Origin of the sequence: Amycolatopsis lexingtonensis, assembly GCF_014873755.1 — a bacterium.
Lineage (GTDB): Bacteria > Actinomycetota > Actinomycetes > Mycobacteriales > Pseudonocardiaceae > Amycolatopsis > Amycolatopsis lexingtonensis.
Genome location: NZ_JADBEG010000001.1, coordinates 2,274,923 through 2,293,082 on the forward strand (window position 1 = coordinate 2,274,923; position 18,160 = coordinate 2,293,082).

The window sequence follows — 18,160 nt, forward strand, 5'->3', positions numbered from 1 at the left end:
TCTACTCCGTGTCTCGGGTCAGCAGCGCGGCGAGTCCGGCCGCGGTGGGGGTGCGGAAGAATTCGGCGATCGGCAGTTCGGTCCCGAGCCGTTCGGTGATCCGGTTGCGCAGGACCACCAGCAGCATCGAGTGGCCGCCGAGGGTGAACAGGTCGTCGTCGGCGCCGACCGCGGCGACGTCCAGCACCTCCGCGAAGATTTCGCAGAGGGTCTTCTCCAAGGGGGTTTCCGGGGCACGGCCCCGGGTTTCGAACTCCGGCACGGGCAGCGCGGCCTTGTCGAGCTTCCCGTTGGGTGTCACGGGGAACGCGTCGAGGGGGACGATCGCCGCGGGCACCATGTACTCCGGCAGCGTCCGGGCGAGGAACTCCCGCAGCCGCGCCGGGTCCACAGTGGACGGCGTCGGGTACGCGACCAGCCGCTCGTCGCGGACGACGACCAGCGCCTGCGTGACGTCCTCGTGCCGGGCCAGGGCCGTCTCGATCTCGCCCGGTTCGATCCGGAAGCCGCGGAGCTTGACCTGGTCGTCGGTGCGGCCGAGATACTCCAGCTGCCCGTCCGGCCGCCACCGCACGAGGTCGCCGGTGCGGTACATCCGCTCCCCCGGCTCGAACGGCGAGGCGACGAACCGTTCCGCGGTCAGCGAAGGACGCCCGTGGTAGCCGCGGGCCAGCCCGGCGCCGGCCAGGTACAGCTCGCCCGGCACCCCGGCCGGGACCGGCGTCAGGCCGCCGTCGAGGACGTACGCCCGCGCGTTGTGCACCGGGCGGCCGACCACCGGCCGGTCCGCGTCGGCGAACCGGCCGACCAGCGCGTCCACCGTGGCCTCGGTCGGCCCGTAGAGGTTGTACGCCGCCGTGCCGGGCATCGACCGCAACGTCTCCCACAGCGTCTGGGACACGGCTTCCCCACCGACGCCGACGACGCCGAGCGCGCACTTCCCGTCCTCGACCACGCCCGCCTCGGCCAGCTGCGTGAAGTGCGACGGCGTGAGTTCGAGGAAGTCGAGCCCGCGTTCGCGCACCACCGTCGCCAGCCGCGCGGGATCGCGGCGGGTTTCGTCGTCGACGACGTGCACCTCGTGCCCGTCGAGCAGCCACAGCTGCGGCTGCCAGGACGCGTCGAAGAAGAACGCCCACGCGTGCCCGACCCGCAGCCGCCGCCCGCCCGCCGCGGCGACCGCCGGGCGGTAGAGCGTCTCGCGGTGGCTGTGGAACAGGTTCACCAGCCCCGAATGCGGGATGACGACGCCCTTGGGCTTGCCCGTCGAACCGGAGGTGTAGAGCACGTACGCCGGGTTCGCGGGCGACGGCGGCTTCAAAGCCGCGCCGGTGTCCACGACGTCCTCGATGAACAGCGCTCCCGGAACCGGTGAGGCCAGCGCACGGCTGGTGAGCACCAGCGCGGCACCGGAGTCCTCGAGGATCGCGGCGATCCGGTCGGCCGGCTGGTCCGGGTCCACCGGCAGGTACGCCGCGCCCGTCTTGAACACGCCGAAGATCGCCTCGACGACCGTCGCGGACCGCGGCAGCACGAGCGCCACGACCCGCTCCGGACCCGCGCCCCGGGACGCGAGCCACCGGGCGAGGCGGTCGGTCCGCGCGGCGAACTCCGCGAAGGTGACGCTCGAATCGGCATCGCTCAGCGCGGTCGCGTCCGGGGTCGCCGCCACCTGCGCGGCCAGCCGGTCGACGACCGTCGGCGCCGACGTCGTCAGCGGCTCGCCGCTCCCCCACTCGCGCAGGATCCGGTCCCGCTCGAGGGGTTCGAGGACGTCGATCCGGCTCAGCGGCCGGTCCTGGTCCGCGACGACGGCCGTCATCAGCCGCACCAGGCGCTCGGCGAGCGTCCGGGCGGTCGGCTCGTCGAAGAGGTCGAGGCTGAACTCGAGGTCGCCCTCAATGCCGCCCGCGGTTTCGACCAGGTCGAAGGACAGGTCGAACTTCGCCTGCCGCAGCCCGGTGTCCCGGTAGGCCGCGTCGAGCCCGAGCAGCCGCTCCCGTTCGCCACTGGAGTAGTACACCGCGAGCATGACCTGGAACAGCGGGTGCCGGGCCAGCGAGCGCGGCGGGTTGAGCAGCTCGACGAGGTGCTCGAACGGCAGGTCCTGGTGGGCGTACGCGGCGAGGTCGGCTTCCCTGACACGGGCCAGGAGCTCCCGGAACGTCGGGTCGCCGCCGGTGTCGGTGCGCAGGACCAGCGTGTTGACGAAGAACCCGGCCAGGTCCTCCAGCGCGTGGTCGGTGCGGCCGGCCACCGGCGTCCCCAGCGGGATGTCGGTGCCCGCGCCGAGCCGGGTCAGCAGGGCGGCCAGCGCCGCCTGCAGCACCATGAACGTGCTGGTGCCGCTGCCGTTGGCCAGTGCGCGTAGTCCACTGTGGACTTCCGCGGGCACGGTGAACGGCACGGCGGACCCGCGGTTGGTCGAGCGCGCCGGGCGCGGCCGGTCCGCCGGGAGCGCCAGCTCGTCGGGCAGACCCGCCAAGGTGTCCCGCCAGAACGCCGCCTGGCGGCCGAGCACGCTGTCCGGGTCGTCGGCGCGGCCGAACATCTCGCGCTGCCACAGCGTGTAGTCCGCGTACTGCACCGGCAACGGCGTCCACTGTGGACTTTCGCCCCGCAGTCGCGCGGCGTACGCGGTGTCGAGGTCCCGCTTCAGCGGCGGCAGCGACCAGCCGTCGCCCGCGATGTGGTGCACCAGCAGCACGAACACGTGCCGCTCGGGCCCGGCCGACACCAGCGTGGCCCGGATCGGGATCTCGGCGTCGAGGGTGAAGCAGTACGACGCCGCCGCGGTGACGCGCTCGCCGGGATCGGCAGCCGTTTCGACGACCAGGTCCGGGCGGGCGCGGTCGTCGCCGGGGTCGAGGACGACCTGCCGCGGGGTGCCCTGTTCCTCGACCAGGAGCGTCCGGAGGACCTCGTGGCGCGCCACGACATCACGCAGTGCGGCTTCGAGGGCATCGGCGTCGACCGGTCCGGTCAGCTCCCACGCCCACGGGATGTTGTAGGTCGCCGACAGCCCGTCGAGGCGGTCGAGGAACCACAACCGCTGCTGCGCGAACGAAAGCGGCAGGACGTCCGGCCGGTCGGCCGGCACCAGCGGCGGGCGGCTGCGGCGGCCCGGGTCCAGGACTTCGGCGAGCCGGGCCGGGGTCGGCGCGTCGAACACCGCCCGGATCGGCACTTCGACGCCGAGCAGCGCACGGACCCGGCTGACCAGGCGCGTCGCCAGCAGCGAATGCCCGCCCAGCGCGAAGAACCCGTCGTCCGGCCCGACCGCCGGCACGCCGAGGACGTCGGCGAACAGTTCGCACAGGGCCTGCTCGGCCGGTGTGCGTGCAACGCGGCCCGAGGTCCGGATGTCCGGATCGGGCAGGGCGGCGCGGTCGAGCTTGCCGTTGGCGTTCACCGGCAGTTCCGGCAGCACGACGATCGCCGAGGGGACCGAGTACGCCGGCAACCGCGCCGCCAGCGACGACCGCAACGCGGCCGGGTCGCCCGACGGCGCGACGTAGGCGATCAACCGGTTCGCCCGGGCGACGACGACCGCGCGGGCGACCGCGGCGTCGGCCTTCAGCGCGGCTTCGATCTCACCCGGCTCGACGCGGAAGCCGCGGACCTTGAGCTGCTGGTCGGCCCGGCCGAGGAAGTCGAGCGCGCCGTCGGGACGGCGGCGGACGAGGTCGCCGGTGCGGTACATCCGCTCCCCCGCTTCGAACGGCGAGGCCACGAACCGTTCCGCGGTCAGCGCCGGGCGCCCGAGGTAACCCCGGGCGAGGCCGGCGCCGGCCAGGTACAGCTCGCCGCGCACGCCCGGCGGCACCGGCCGCAACCCGGCGTCGAGGACGTACGCGCGGGTGTTCGCGACCGGCCGTCCGATGGCCACCGGCCCGCACTCCTGCGCGAGGCTGTCGCCGGCGACCTCCGAGCAGCCGTACAGGTTCACCAGTTTCGCCGACGGCCACCGCCGCGCGACCTTTTCCGCGAGCGCCTCGGAAAGCGGCTCGCCGCTGGTGATCCACGTCGTCACCGAAGCGAACGCGTCGGCCTGGGTGTCTTCGGCGAAGGTGTCGAGGAGGCTCGGCACGACGGTCAGCACCTGGGCGCCGGACGTCCGGACGAGCTCGGCGAGCGCGTGCGGATCGGTGGCGGTCGCGTCGTCCGCGAGGACCACCGGGTCGCCCGCGACGAGGCCGCCGAGCAGCTCGGTCGAGCCGTCGATGAAGGTCAGCGCGCTCTTCGCGACCCGGACGCCTTCGGTGCGCCCGCGCCCCCAGTGCAGCCGGTTCGCCAAGGCGAGCTGGGTGCCCGCGACCGCCTTCGGGCGCCCGGTCGAGCCGGACGTGAAGATCACGTACGCCGGGTGGTCCGGGCGGATCAACGGCCAGACCGGTGCGGGCCCGGTGTCGCCGGGCCGGACCAGCCGGTCGCCGAAGCCGTCCTCGGCGATGACCAGGTGCGGCTTCGCGTCGGTGAGCATCAGTTCGACGCGCTCGGCCGGGTGGTTGAGGTCCAGCGGCAGGTAGGCGGCGCCGGTCTTGAGCACCGCCAGGAGCGCGACGACGAGGTCAGCCGACCGCGGCAGCGCGACCGCCACGACCCGCTCCGGCCCCGCACCCCGCGCGAGCAGGGCACGGGCGAGCGTCGTGGCCCGCGTGTCCAGCTCCGCGTAGGTGAGCTGCTCGCTGCCGAAGACCAGCGCGGTGGCGTCCGGCGTCCGGGCCACCTGCGCCGCGAACAATTCACTGGTCGTTTCCGCGGGGAGGACGGTCGCCGGCGCGGGGGCGAGCTGGTCGTGCTCGGCGTCGGTGAGCAGGTCGACCGCGCCGATCCGGGTGTCCGGGTCGGCGACAACGGCCGCCAGCAGTGTCCGCAGCCGGGCCAGGATCGCCTCGACGCTCGCACGGTCGAAGACGTCGCTGTTGTACTCGGCCGTGCCGCGGATCCCGGCCTGGGTGCCGGGCGACTCGCCGACGAAGAACACCAGGTCGGCGCGTGAAGTGCCGGTGCGGACCGGTTCCTCCACGACGGTCAGGCCCGGCAGGGTCAGGTCGGCGACGGCGTTGTTCTGCCACGCCAGCATCGTCTGGAACAGCGGGTGGTACGCCAGCGACCGCGCCGGGTTCAGCGCCTCCACCAGCCGTTCGAACGGGACGTCCTGGTGGGCGTAGGCGTCCAGGCTGCGGTCCCGCACCCGGGCCACGAGGTCGCGGAACGTCGGGTCGCCGCCGGTGTCGACGCGCAGCACCAGGGTGTTGACGAAGAAGCCGACGAGGTCGTCGAGCGCCTGGTCGGTGCGCCCGGCGATGGACGTGCCGATCGGCACGTCGGTGCCCGCGCCGAGCCGGGTGAGCACCGCGGTGAGCCCGGCGTGCACCACCATGAACACGCTGGCCCCGCACGCGCGAGCCAGGTCGACGAGTCCACTGTGCAGGCGCGCGTCCCAGCCGAAGGCGAACTGCTCGCCGCGGTAGGACGCCTCCGCCGGGTGCGGCCGGTCGGTCGGCAGCTCGATCCGTTCCGGCAGCCCGGCGAGGGCTTCGCGCCAGTACGCCAGCTGCGGTTCGATCACCGGCTCGCCGAGGACGTCCCGCTGCCAGAGCGTGTAGTCCGCGTACTGCACCGGCAGCGGTGTCCACTGTGGAGCTTCACCGGCTTGCCGGGCGGTGTACGCCGTGGCGAGGTCGCGCCACAGCGGCGCGGTCGACCAGCCGTCGGAGGCGATGTGGTGGAACACCAGCACGAGGACGTGTTCCCGGGCGCCCAGCCGCAGCAGCTCCGCGCGCAACGGGAGCTCCGACTCCAGTTCGAACACCGTGCGAGCCGCTTCCGAGACCGCGTCGGCGAGCGTGGCGCCGGTGACCGCACGGACCGGCAGCGGGATCGAGACTTCTTCGAGCACCTGCTGCCGCGCTTCTCCGTTGATCTCGGGGAAGACCGTCCGCAGGGCTTCGTGGCGTTCGACCACATCGGACAGTGCGGTGCGCAGCGCGTCGACGTCGAGCGCGCCGGTGAGCCGGACCGCGCTCGCCATGTTGTACGTCGCCGACGGGCCTTCGAGGCGGTGCAGGAACCACAGCCGCTGCTGGGCGAACGACAACGGCAGCACGTCCGGCCGGGGCTCGGCGCGCGTCAGGGCGGGGCGGGCGGCCGAGGCGTCCGCGGCGGCCAGCAGCGTGGCGAGCCCGGCCACGGTCGGCGTTTCGAACACCGAGCGCACCTGCAGCTCGACGCCGAAGACCGCGCGCAGCCGCGCGACCAGCCGCGTCGCCATCAGGGAATGGCCACCGAGGGCGAAGAAGTCGTCGTCGACGCCGACCGAGGTGTCGAGGACTTCGGCGAAGAGCCCGCACAGGACCTCTTCGACCGGGGTCCGCGGCGCCCGCCCGGTGGTGGCGGCCTGCTTGTCGGGGCTCGGCAGCGCGCGGCGGTCGAGCTTGCCCGAGGCGAGCAGCGGCAGCCGGTCCAGGAGCACGAACGCCGAGGGCACCATGTACTGCGGCAGCCGGTCGCGGACGTGCGCCCGCAGCGCCGCCACCAGCGCGCTCGTGTCCCGCTGCCCCGCCGGGTGGTTGCCGAGCGCCTCGAGGGCGGCGCGGACCGGGCGGGTGCGGTGGATCCGCGTCGGCGCACCGGTGGTGAACACGACTTCCAGCGTGCCCGCGTCCGCGGTCAGGGTCGCATACGCGCGGTAGCCGTGGCGCTCGCCGAGGGCGTGCAGGGTCTCCGGGTCCACCCCGGACGGCTCGCCGTCCAAAGCGGACAGTGCGGCATCGGCGTCCCCGCTCGCGAGCGCCGCGACGGCGGCCAGCTCACCGGACAGGCGGGCGTCGGGCACGCCGGTCACGCGCAGCCGGGCCGGGCCGTCGGCCAGCCGCGCTTCCAGCTCGGGAAGTGAGGTGAACGAGACGACGTCTTCGGCCACCGGCGCCGGCTTCGGGGCCTTCCGCAGCACGACGTCGTAGCGGTGCCGGGTCAGCTCGTTGTGCGCGTGGCCGCGCTTGACCCACAGGTCGACGTCGTCGAAGCCGTCGAGTTCCCGGCTCAGCGCCGTGAAGAAGTCCGGGTCGAGCACCAGCTCGCCTTCCCGGGCGATCGCCTGGTCGGCGGCCGCGGCGTCCCGGCGGCCGTGGCGCAGCTCGGTCGCGGTCCGGAACGCGCGCAGCGAGCGCAGGTTCCGGATGTCGCCGAGGAAGACGACCCCGCCCGGCCGGACGCGCGCGGCGGCCGTGCGGATCACCTCGGCGAGGTAGCCGACGCTCGGGAAGTACTGCGCCACGGAGTTGATGATCACCGTGTCGAACGGCTCGGCGGGAAGCTCGCCCAGGTCGTGCGCCGGACGCGCGGCCAAGTGGACCTTGCTCGCGAACGGCGTCGCCGCGAGTTCGCGCCGCAGGTTGGCGATGGCCTGTTCGGACAGGTCGACGCCCCAGTACTCCTCGGCGTCCGGCGCGATCCTCGACAGGATCAGGCCACTGCCGACGCCGATCTCCAGCACCCGCTTCGGCTTCAGCGAGCGGATGCGGTCGATCGTCGCCGCGTGCCACTCCCGCATCTCGTCCAGGGGGATCTCGGTGCCGTCGTAGCTGGAGTTCCAGCCGGTGAAGTTCTCCTCCAGCCCCCCGGCCGCCGCGTCGGTGAAGACGTTCTCGTGCAGCTCACGCCATTCGCCGACGTGCTCCAGCTCCGCTTCTTCGTCCCGCCCCGCCGAGGGCACGGCGTAGGCGATGAGCCGGCCGTCCTGCGCGACGACGACGGACTGCCCGACGGCGGGGTGCTCGGCCAGCACGGACTCGATCTCGCCGAGCTCGATCCGGTAGCCGCGGATCTTGACCTGGTCGTCCGCGCGCCCGAGGAAGACCAAGCGGCCGTCCGGCAGCCACTTCACCAGGTCGCCAGTCCGGTAGAGGCGGCCGCCGGAACCGAACGGGTCCGCCACGAACCGCTCCGCCGTCAGCCCCGGCCGACCCAGGTAACCCCGCGCCAGGCCGGAGCCCGCGAGGTACAGCTCCCCCACCACGCCGGGCGGGACCGGCCGCAGCCCCGCGTCGAGCACATACGCCCGGGTGCCGGGGTCGGGGATGCCGATCGGGACGACCGTCGCGCCCGCCAGCTCGGCCGGATCGCTCTCGCCGAGCGTCGAGTTGGTGGTCGCCTCGGTCGGGCCGTAGGCGTTGAACATCCGCCGTCCCGGCGCCCAGCGGCGCACCAGCTCCGGTGACACACGCTCGGTGCCCGCCAGCAGGACGCTGTCGCGCGGCAGGTCGAGGTCCGCCGGCATCGCGTCGAGCAGGGCGGGCGGCAGGATCATGAAGTCGACGGCGTGCCGGTGCGCGTACTCGGTCAGCGCGGGCCCGGCGACCCGGCGCTCGGCCGGGACGACCACCAGCCGGCCACCGGAGAGCAGTCCGAGGCACAGGTCCCAGAACGCGACGTCGAAGCTCGGCGACGCGAACTGCAGCACCCGGCTGTGCGGCCCGATGCCGAACCGCTCGACCTGCGTGGCGACCAGTTTCGCCACGCCGGAGTGCTGGAGCACGACGCCCTTCGGCCGCCCGGACGAACCGGACGTGTAGATCACGTAGGCCGCGTTCTCCGGCCGCACCGGCACCGCCGGGTCCACTGTGGACATCTCGCCCAGCGCCGGGTCGTCGAGCAGGACCCGCGGCAGGGTCGCGGGCAGCTTCGCCTCGACGTCCCGGGTCGTCACCACGCAGACCGGCCGCGCGTCCTCGGCCATGTAGGCGATCCGGTCGGCCGGGTAGTCGACGTCGATCGGCAGGTAGGCGGCCCCGGCCTTGAGGACGGCCAGCTCCGCGATGATCATGTCCGGCGACCGCGGCACGGCCAGCGCGACCACCCGCTCGAGCCCGGCGCCCCGGGCGAGCAGCAGGTTCGCCAGCCGGTTGGCGTGGGCGTCCACTTCGGCGTAGGTGAGTTCCTCGTCCTCGAAGACGAGCGCCACCGCGTCCGGCGCCTCGGCGACGCGGCGGGCGAACATCCCGGGGAACGTCTCCGTGCCCGCCGGGTCGAGGGAACCGGCCCATTCGGTGAGCACGCGGTCCCGTTCGTCCCCGGCGAGGAGGTCGAGCGCACCGACCGGGCGGTCCGGTTCGGCCAGCGCCGCGCGCAGCAGCACTTCGAGGCGGCGCAGGATCGCGTCCGCGCCGGCGTGGTCGAAGACGTCGGCGTTGAACTCCAGCACGCCGTCGATCCCGGCTTCGCGCTCGGTCAGCGAGATCGCCAGGTCGAACTTCGACGTCCCGGTGGTCACCGGGATCTCGGAGACGGTCAGCCCGGGCAGGGTCACTTCGGCGCGGGCGTTGTTCTGCCCGGCGAGCATCACCTGGAACAGCGGGTGGTACGACAGCGACCGCGCCGGGTTCAGCACCTCGACCAGCCGCTCGAACGGCACGTCCTGGTGCGCGTACGCGTCCAGGTTGCGCTCGCGCACGCGGGCCACGAGGTCGCGGAACGACGGCTCGCCGCCGGTGTCCACGCGCAGCACCAGGGTGTTGACGAAGAACCCGACGAGGTCGTCGAGCGCCTGGTCGGTGCGCCCGGCGATGGGCGAGCCGATCGGCACGTCGGTGCCCGCGCCCAGCCGTGTGAGGAGGGCGGCGAGGGCCGCGTGCACGACCATGAACACGCTGGCGCCGGACTCCCGGGCCAGTTCGGTCAAGCGGGCGTGCAGCCCGGCGTCCCAGCCGAAGGTGTGCAGCTCGCCGCGGAAGGTCGCGGTGGCCGGGTGCGGCCGGTCCAGCGGCAGCTCGATCCGGTCCGGCACGCCGTCGAGCACGTCACGCCAGTACTCCAGCTGCGCGCTGAGGACGCTGTCGGGGTCGTCCTCGCGGCCGAGCAGCTCCCGTTGCCAAAGTGTGTAGTCCGCGTACTGCACCGGCAGCGGCGTCCACTGTGGAGTCTCCCCGGCGCGGCGGGCGGCGTAGGCCGTGGCGATGTCCCGCCACAGCGGGGCCATCGACCAGCCGTCGGAGGCGATGTGGTGGAACACCAGCGCGAACACGTGCTCGCCCGCGCCGGTCCGGAGCAGTCCCGCCCGCACCGGCACCTCGCGTTCGAGGTCGAAAGGCCCGCGGACGAGCCCGGTCAGGGCCGCGTCGAGGTCCGTGACCTCGCGCACCGGCAGCGTGACGTCTTCGGCCGGGAGGATGTCCTGGTACGGCAAACCGTCCCGCTGCGGGAACCGGGTCCGCAGAGCCTCGTGGCGGGCGACCACGTCGGTGAGGGCAGCCCGCAGCGCGTCGACGTCCAGTTCGCCTTCGAGGCGCATGACCAGCGGCACGTTGTAAGTGGCCGACGGCCCTTCGAGGTGGTGCAGGAACCACAGCCGCTGCTGGGCTCCGGACAGCGGCACCAGTTCGGGCCGCCGCTGCCGGACCAGCGGCGGGCGCGCGGTCCCGCCCGCGGTGGCGAGCACCTCGGCCAGGCCCGCGGCGGTCGGGCGCTCGAACACCGACCGGACTTCCAGCTCGGCGGCCAGCGTGGTGCGGATGCGGGCGATCAGGCGGGTGGCCAGCAGGGAATGGCCGCCGAGGGCGAAGAAGCTGTCGTCCGGGCCGACGCGCGGCAGGCCGAGGACGTCGGCGAACAGCTCGCACAGCTGCCGTTCGAGCGGGGTCCGCGGTTCGCGGTCCGATGTCGGCGCCACCGGGTCCGGCGACGGCAGCGCGCGGCGGTCGAGCTTGCCGTTGGCGGTCACCGGGAGCGCGTCGAGGACGACGATCGCCGAGGGCACCATGTGTTCCGGTAGCCGCTCGGCGGCCAGCGCCCGCAGGTCCGCGGACAGGGTCCGGACGCGGCCGGGGTTGCCGGTGTAGGACAGCAAGCTCTGCGTCCCGGGCCGGAAAGCGCCGGCGGTCTCGCCCGTCGTGAACAGGACGTCCACCGAGCCGTCGCCGGCCCCGGACCAGGTGACGACCGTGCGGAAGCCGTGTGCCTCGCCGAGTTCGTACCAGTCCTCGGGGTCGACGCCGTCCGCGGTGCGGCCATGGGGGACACCGTCGACGCGCAGCCCGTCGCCGAGCCGCGCCGCGACCTCGTCCACAGTAGACACATTCGTACCCCACGCGAGCACGGGGACGTCCGGCTCCGCCGCAGTGCCCGGCCGTAGCACGACGTCGTAGCGGTACTGGGTCAGCTCGTTGACGGCCCGGCCGCGCTTGACCCGGATGTCGGCGGCCACGCCGTCGAGACCGGCGAAGAACTCGGGTGCGACGAGGAGTTCCTTCTCCCGCAGCAGGCTCTGCTCGACGCCACCACCGCGCGCCGCGGCCACCGCGGTGTGGAACGCCCGGACCTGGCGCAGGTCGCGGACGTCACCGACGAACAGCGCCCCGCCCGGGGCCAGCAGGTCCAGCGCCTTCCGCACGACCTCCAGCAGGTACCTCCCGCTCGGGAAGTACTGGACGACCGAGTTGAGCACGATCGTGTCGAAGAACCCGGACGGCAACCCGGCGAAGTCGGCGGCGTCGCCGGTGCGGAGTTCGACGCGCCCGGCGAGCGCGGGATCGGCCTCGACCCGGCGGCCCAGCGAGGCGATGACCTCGGCGGAGAAGTCCGTGCCCCAGTAGGTCTCGCAGTCCGGCGCCAGCTCGGTCAGCAGCAGGCCGGTGCCGACGCCGATCTCCAGCACCCGTTTCGGCTCTAGGGAGCGGATCCGCGTGACGATGGCGTCGCGCCACTCGCACATCTCGGCGACCGGGATCGGCTCGCCGGTGTAGCTGGAGATCCACCCGGTGAAGACGTCGCCGTCCCCGGAGTACATCGAGTCGTACAGCTCGCGCCATCCGTCGACGTGCTCGGTCTCGCCGGCCGGGCTTTCGGAGTCGGCGGGCACGACGTAGCCGACCAGGCGAACGTCGCCCGGGCGGTCTTCGCGGGCCACGACCACGGCGTGGGCGACGTCGTCGTGCGCGGACAGCGTCGCGGCGATCTCGCCGGGTTCGACGCGGAAGCCGCGGATCTTGACCTGCTCGTCGCCGCGGCCGAGGAACTCGAGGACGCCGTCGGCGCGGAAGCGGGCCAGGTCGCCCGTGCGGTACATCCGCGCGCCGGGGGCGCCGAAGGGGTCGGCGACGAACCGCTCCGCGGTGAGCCCGGCCCGGCCGAGGTAGCCGCGGGCGAGCTGGACCCCGGCGAGGTACAGCTCGCCGGACGTGCCGGGCGGCACCGGGCGCAGGGCGGCGTCGAGCACGTAGGTCCGGGTGTTCCAGACCGGGCGGCCGATCGGGACGGCGGTATCCACTGTGGACGTCCGCCAGGCGGTGACGTCGACCGAGGCTTCCGTGGGGCCGTAGAGGTTGTGCAGTTCGGCGTCGAGCACCCGGCCGAACTGCGCGACCGCGTCCGGCGGCAGCGCCTCCCCGCTGCAGAGGACCCGGCGCAGGCTCGTGCACTCCCCCGCCGCCGGTTCCTGCAGGAAGACCTGGAGCATCGACGGGACGAAGTGGACGGTCGTGATCCCGCGGTCGCGGATCAACCGGGCCAGGTAGGCGGGATCCTTGTGCCCGTCCGGTCGCGCGAGCACCTCGGTGGCGCCGGTGATCAGCGGCCAGAGGAACTCCCACACCGAGACGTCGAAGCTGGACGGCGTCTTCTGCAGCACGCGGTCGTCGCCGGTCAGGCCGTACTCGTCCTGCATCCACAGCAGCCGGTTGACGATGCCCTCGTGCGGCACGACGACACCCTTGGGGCGGCCCGTCGACCCGGACGTGTAGATCACGTACGCCGGGTTTTCCGGCCGCACCACGACGTCGAGCGGTTCGCCGGAGACTCCGGCGACGGTGTCCGGGTCGTCGAGGAGCAGGGCACCGGGGACGGCGGTCTCGCCGACGGCCAGCACCAGCGCCGGAGCGGCGTCTTCGAGCATGAACGCGATGCGCTCGGCGGGGTAGCCCGGGTCGAGCGGCAGGTACGCCGCGCCCGTCTTGAGCACGGCGAGGATCGCCGTCACCAGGTGCGTCGAGCGCGGCAGCGCGAGGGCGACCACGCGCTCGGGCCCGGCGCCCCGCGCGGCCAGCACGCGGGCGAGGCGGTTCGAGGCGGCGTCCAGCTCGGCGTAGCTGAGCTCTTCGTCCTCGAAGACCAGCGCGGGGTGGCCCGGGGTGCGGGCGGCCTGGGCGGCGAACAGCTCGGGCACGGTGACCGCGGGAACGTCCTCGACCGGGCCCGACCAGGTCGCTTCGAGGCCGTCACGCTCGGCCGGCGTCAGCACGTCGAGGGTGCCGAGCCGGCGGTCCGGGGCCGCGACGACCTGGCGGAGCAGGACTTCCAGCCGGTCGAGGAGCCCGGTCACCGTGGCCCGGTCGAACACCTCGGCGTTGAACTCGGCCTGGCCGTGCAGCCCGTCGGCGCGTTCGGTGAAGGAGAACCAGAGGTCGAACTTGGCCGTGCCGGTGCCGACCGGCTGCTCGGTGACGGTCAGCCCGGGCAGCTCGACGCCGGTGCCGGGGGTGTTCTGCCAGGCGAGCATGGTCTGAAACAGCGGGTGGTGCGCCAGCGACCGCGCCGGGTTGACCGCTTCGACGAGCCGCTCGAACGGCACGTCCTGGTGCGCGTAGGCGTCCAGGCTGCGCTCGCGCACCCGGGCGACGAGGTCGCGGAAGGACGGGTCGCCGCCGGTGTCGACGCGCAGCACCAGGGTGTTGACGAAGAACCCGACCAGGTCGTCCAGCGCCGGGTCGGTGCGGCCGGCGATCGGGGTGCCGATCGGGATGTCCGTGCCGCCGCCGAGCCGGGACAGCAACGCGGTCAGGCCCGCGTGCACGACCATGAACGGGCTCGCGCCGCACGCCCGCGCGAGGTCGGCGAGGCTCGCCTGGAGCCCGGCGTCCCAGGCGAAGGTGAAGAAACCACCGCGGTAGGCGGAGACCGCCGGGTGCGGGCGGTCGAGCGGGAGGGGAATCCGCTCGGGCAAGCCGTCGAGCGCGCCGCGCCAGTAGTCGAGCTGCGCGCTCTCTTCGGCGGCGAGGAGTTCGCGTTGCCAGAGGGTGTAGTCCGCGTACTGCACCGGCAGCGGGGTCCACTCGGGAGCGTCGCCGCGGAGCCGGGCGCGGTAGGCCGTGGCGATGTCCTGCCAGAGCGGGGACAGCGACCAGCCGTCGGCGGCGATGTGGTGCACGACCAGGACGAGCACGTGCCGTCGCGGGTCCACGGCCAGCAGCTCGGCACGCACCGGGACGCCGGCACCGAGGTCGAAGACCCGACGCACGAGAGCGTCCACTTCGGCGTCCACATCGGACACTTCGCGGACGGTCAACTCGACCGTCCCTTCCGGAAGGACTTCCTGGTACGGCACGCCGTCGACGACCGGGAAGACCGTGCGCAGCACCTCGTGCCGGGCCAGGACGTCGTTCAGCGCCGAGCGCAGCGCGTCGACGTCCAGCTCGCCGGACAGGCGCATGACCAGCGGGACGTTGTAGGTCGCCGACCCGCCTTCGAGACCGTGCAGGAACCACAGCCGCTGCTGCGCGAACGAGAGCGGCAGCCGGTTTGGCCGCTCGGTGACGCGGGTCAGCGGACGCCGTTCGGTGCCGGTGACGGGCCCGGCGAGGAGTTCGGCGAGCGCGGCCGGGGTCGGCGCGTCGAACACCGCGCGCACCGGCACCTCGGCGCCGACGGCCGCGCGGATGCGCTGGATCAGCCGGGTCGCCAGGAGGGAATGCCCGCCGAGTGCGAAGAAGTCGTCGTCCGGGCCGGCCTGCGGCACGCCGAGGACGTCGGCGAACATCTCGCACAGCAGCTGCTCGACGGGGTTGCGGGGCGCGCGGCCCGGCCCGGCGGTGAACCGTTCCGGGCTCGGCAGCGCCTTGCGGTCGAGCTTGCCCGAAGCCAGCACCGGCAGCTTGTCCAGCACGACGAACGCCGACGGCACCATGTAGAGCGGCAGCCGGTCGCGCACGTGCGCCCGCAGCGACGCAACGAACGCGCCGGTCTCCCGCCGGGCCGCCGGGTTGTTGGCGTACGAGCCCGGCGTGCCGGTCCGGCGCCCCGGCCGGTAGGCGGTCCCGTCCTGCCCCAAGTACCCCAATGTGGCATTGGGTGCGTCAGACGCACCCAATGTGGCGTTCGGTGCGTCTGACGCACCGAACGCCACATTGGGGCGCGAGAAGACGGCTTCCAGCTCGCCGCTTTCGGCGGCCCAGGTCACCGCGACCCGGTAGCCGGCACCTTCGCCGAGCCGGTGCAGGGCTTCCGGGTCGACGCCGTCCCGGCCGTCGAGGGCTTCGAGCGCGGCCGCGGGGGCGGCTTCGTCGAGGGCGCGCACCGCGGCCAGCTCACCGGACAGCCGCGCGTCCGGGATGCCGGTGACACGCAGCCGCTCCGGGGACTCGGCGGCCAGGAACCGTTCGACCGCACCGAGGTCGCCGAACGCGACGACCTGCTCCTCGACCGGAACCGGCCGGGGTCCCTTGCGCAGCACGACGTCGTAGCGGTGCCGGGTCAGTTCGTTGTGCGCGGCACCGCGCTTGACCCACAGGTCGACGTCGTCGAACCCGTCGAGGCCGCGGGCCAGCGCCGGGAAGAAGTCGGGGTCGAGCACGAGTTCGCCCTCGCGCGCGATGGCCTGGTCGACCGCGGCGACATCGGCCCGGCCGTGCCGCAGCTCGACCGCGGTGCGGAAGGCCCGCAGTGAGCGCAGGTTGCGGATGTCGCCGAGGAAGATCGTCCCGCCCGGCTTCAGGACGCCGGCGGCGGTCTTCACGACCTCGGCGAGGTAGTCGGCGCTCGGGAAGTACTGCGCCACGGAGTTGATGATCACCGTGTCGAACGGCTCGGGCGGCAGCTCGCCCAGGTCGTGCGCCGGGCGCGCGGCGAGGTGGACCTTGCCCGCGAACGGCGTCGCCGCGACCTCGCGCCGGACGTTCTCGATGGCGCTCTCGGAAAGGTCGACGCCCCAGTACTCCTCGGCGTCCGGCGCGATCCTCGACAGGATCAGCCCACTGCCGACGCCGATCTCGAGGACCCGCTTCGGCTGGAGGGACCGGATGCGGTCGATCGTCGCCGCGTGCCACTCGCGCATCTCTTCGAGAGGGATTTCCGAGCCGTCGTAACTGGAATTCCAGCCGGCGAAGTTCTCCTCGATGCCGTGGGAGCCCGCGAGCATCTCTTCGTGGACGTCGTGCCATTCGTCGACGTGCCCCTGCTCGGCCGCCTGGTCGCGGTCGGGCACCGGCACGGCGTACGCGATCAGCCGCCCGTCCTGCGCGACGACGACCGACTGGCCGACGCGCGGGTGTTCGGCGAGGACGGACTCGATCTCGCCCAGTTCGATCCGGTAGCCGCGGATCTTGACCTGGTCGTCGGCGCGCCCCAGGAACACCAGCCGGCCGTCGGGCAGCCACTTCACCAGGTCACCCGTGCGGTAAAGACGTCCGCCGGAACCGAACGGGTCCGCCACGAACCGCTCCGCCGTCAGCCCCGGCCGACCCAGGTAACCCCGCGCCAGGCCGGAGCCCGCGAGGTACAGCTCGCCGACGGCGCCGACCGGGACCGGCGCCAGGTGCGCGTCGAGGACGTAGGCGCGGGTCCCCGCGTCCGGGACGCCGATCGGCACGGCCGAGCCCGGCGTGATCTCCGGGTCGCAGAGCCCGAGGGTCGAGTTGGTCGTGGCCTCGGTCGGGCCGTAGGCGTTGAACATCCGCCGCCCCGGCGCCCAGCGGCGCACCAGCTCCGGCGACACGCGCTCGGTGCCCGCGAGGAGAACGCTGTCGCGCGGCAGGTCGCAGTCCTCGGGGAACTCGGCGAGCAGCGCGGGCGGGAGGATCATGAAGTCGACGCCCTTGGCGTGGGCGTAGTCGGCCAGCTCCGGGCCGGGCACCCGCCGCTCGGCCGGCACGATCACCAGCCGGCCGCCCGAGAGCAGCCCGAGGCACAGGTCCCAGAACGCGACGTCGAAACTCGGCGACGCGAACTGCAGCACCCGGCTGTGCGGGCCCACGCCGAACCGCTCCGACTGCGTAGCCACCAGTTTCGCCACGCCCGCGTGGGAAACCACGACCCCCTTGGGCCGTCCGGTCGACCCCGACGTGTAGATCACGTAGGCCGCGTTCGCCGGGACGATCCGCGCGGCCGGGTCCGTGGCCGGTGCCGCGTCGAGGTCCACTTCGTCCAGCAGCAGGACGTCGCCGTCGAAGCGGCCGACGAGGTCGCTGGTGGTCACCACACACACCGGGCGGGCGTCGGACACCATGAAGGCGATCCGCTCGGCCGGGTAGTCCTGGTCCAGCGGCAGGTAGGCCGCACCGGCCTTGAGCACCGCCAGCTCGGCCACGATCATCTCAAGCGAGCGCGGGACGGCGAGGGCGACCACGCGCTCCGGCCCGGCACCGCGGCCGATCAGGACGTGGGCGAGCCGGTTGGCGCGCGCGTCCAGTTCGGCGTAGGTCAGTTCCTCGTCCTCGAAGACGAGCGCGACGGCGTCCGGGTTCTCCCGGACGCGGGCCGCGAACAGCTCCGGCAGGGTCGAGAGCGGCGTCGCGAGGTCCGTGTCGTTCCAGCCCTCCAGGATCTCCCGCAGTTCCGGCGCGGTCATCAGGGCGAGCCGGTCGACCGGCCACTGTGGACGATCGGCCGCCTCGGCGAGCAGGTTGCCCAGGTGGCCGAGCATCCGGTCCACAGTGGACTCGTCGAGGACGTCGGGGCGGTAGTGCAACCCGTCAGCGGTCAGGTTCAGGTCCAGCGGGAGGTCGGTGTCGGCGCCGAAGCCGACGTTGACGAGCAGCGATCCCCCGCGACCGGGCTCGGGGTCCAGCTCGGCGACCAGGTCGGCGAACGGCACCTCGTGCGCCAGCGCTTCCTCGCGCGCCTCGCGCACACGCGCCACGACGTCGGCGAACCCGGGCGAGCCGCCCAGATCCACCCGCAGCGGCACCAGCGAACCGATCCCGAGCAGGACGTCGGCGGTTCCCGCGTACCGCGACAGCAGCACCGTGAACGCCGCCAGCAGGGTCAGCTCGTCGGCCTCGGGCACCGGCCGGCGGAGCACCACCGGGGCGGCGGGCTCCACGGGGTAGGGCCGGTCGACCGGCAGCGGCAGCTCCTTCGGCGCCGAAGCGAGGCGGTCACGCCAGAAACCGAGCCCCGACACCTGCTGCACAGCGTCACCGTTGCTCACCGGTAGACCAGCCTCCCGCTG

The 18,160-nt window shown here is 73.5% G+C and carries 1 protein-coding gene; it reads right to left on the reverse strand.

The genetic code is table 11. The features are described 5' to 3' along the window. Position 1: 1 nt before the first annotated feature. Entirely contained in the window at positions 2–18,139 is an 18,138-nt protein-coding gene (locus H4696_RS10700; RefSeq protein WP_192782235.1) for a non-ribosomal peptide synthetase, read from the reverse strand. Between the last annotated feature and the right edge of the window lie 21 nt (positions 18,140–18,160).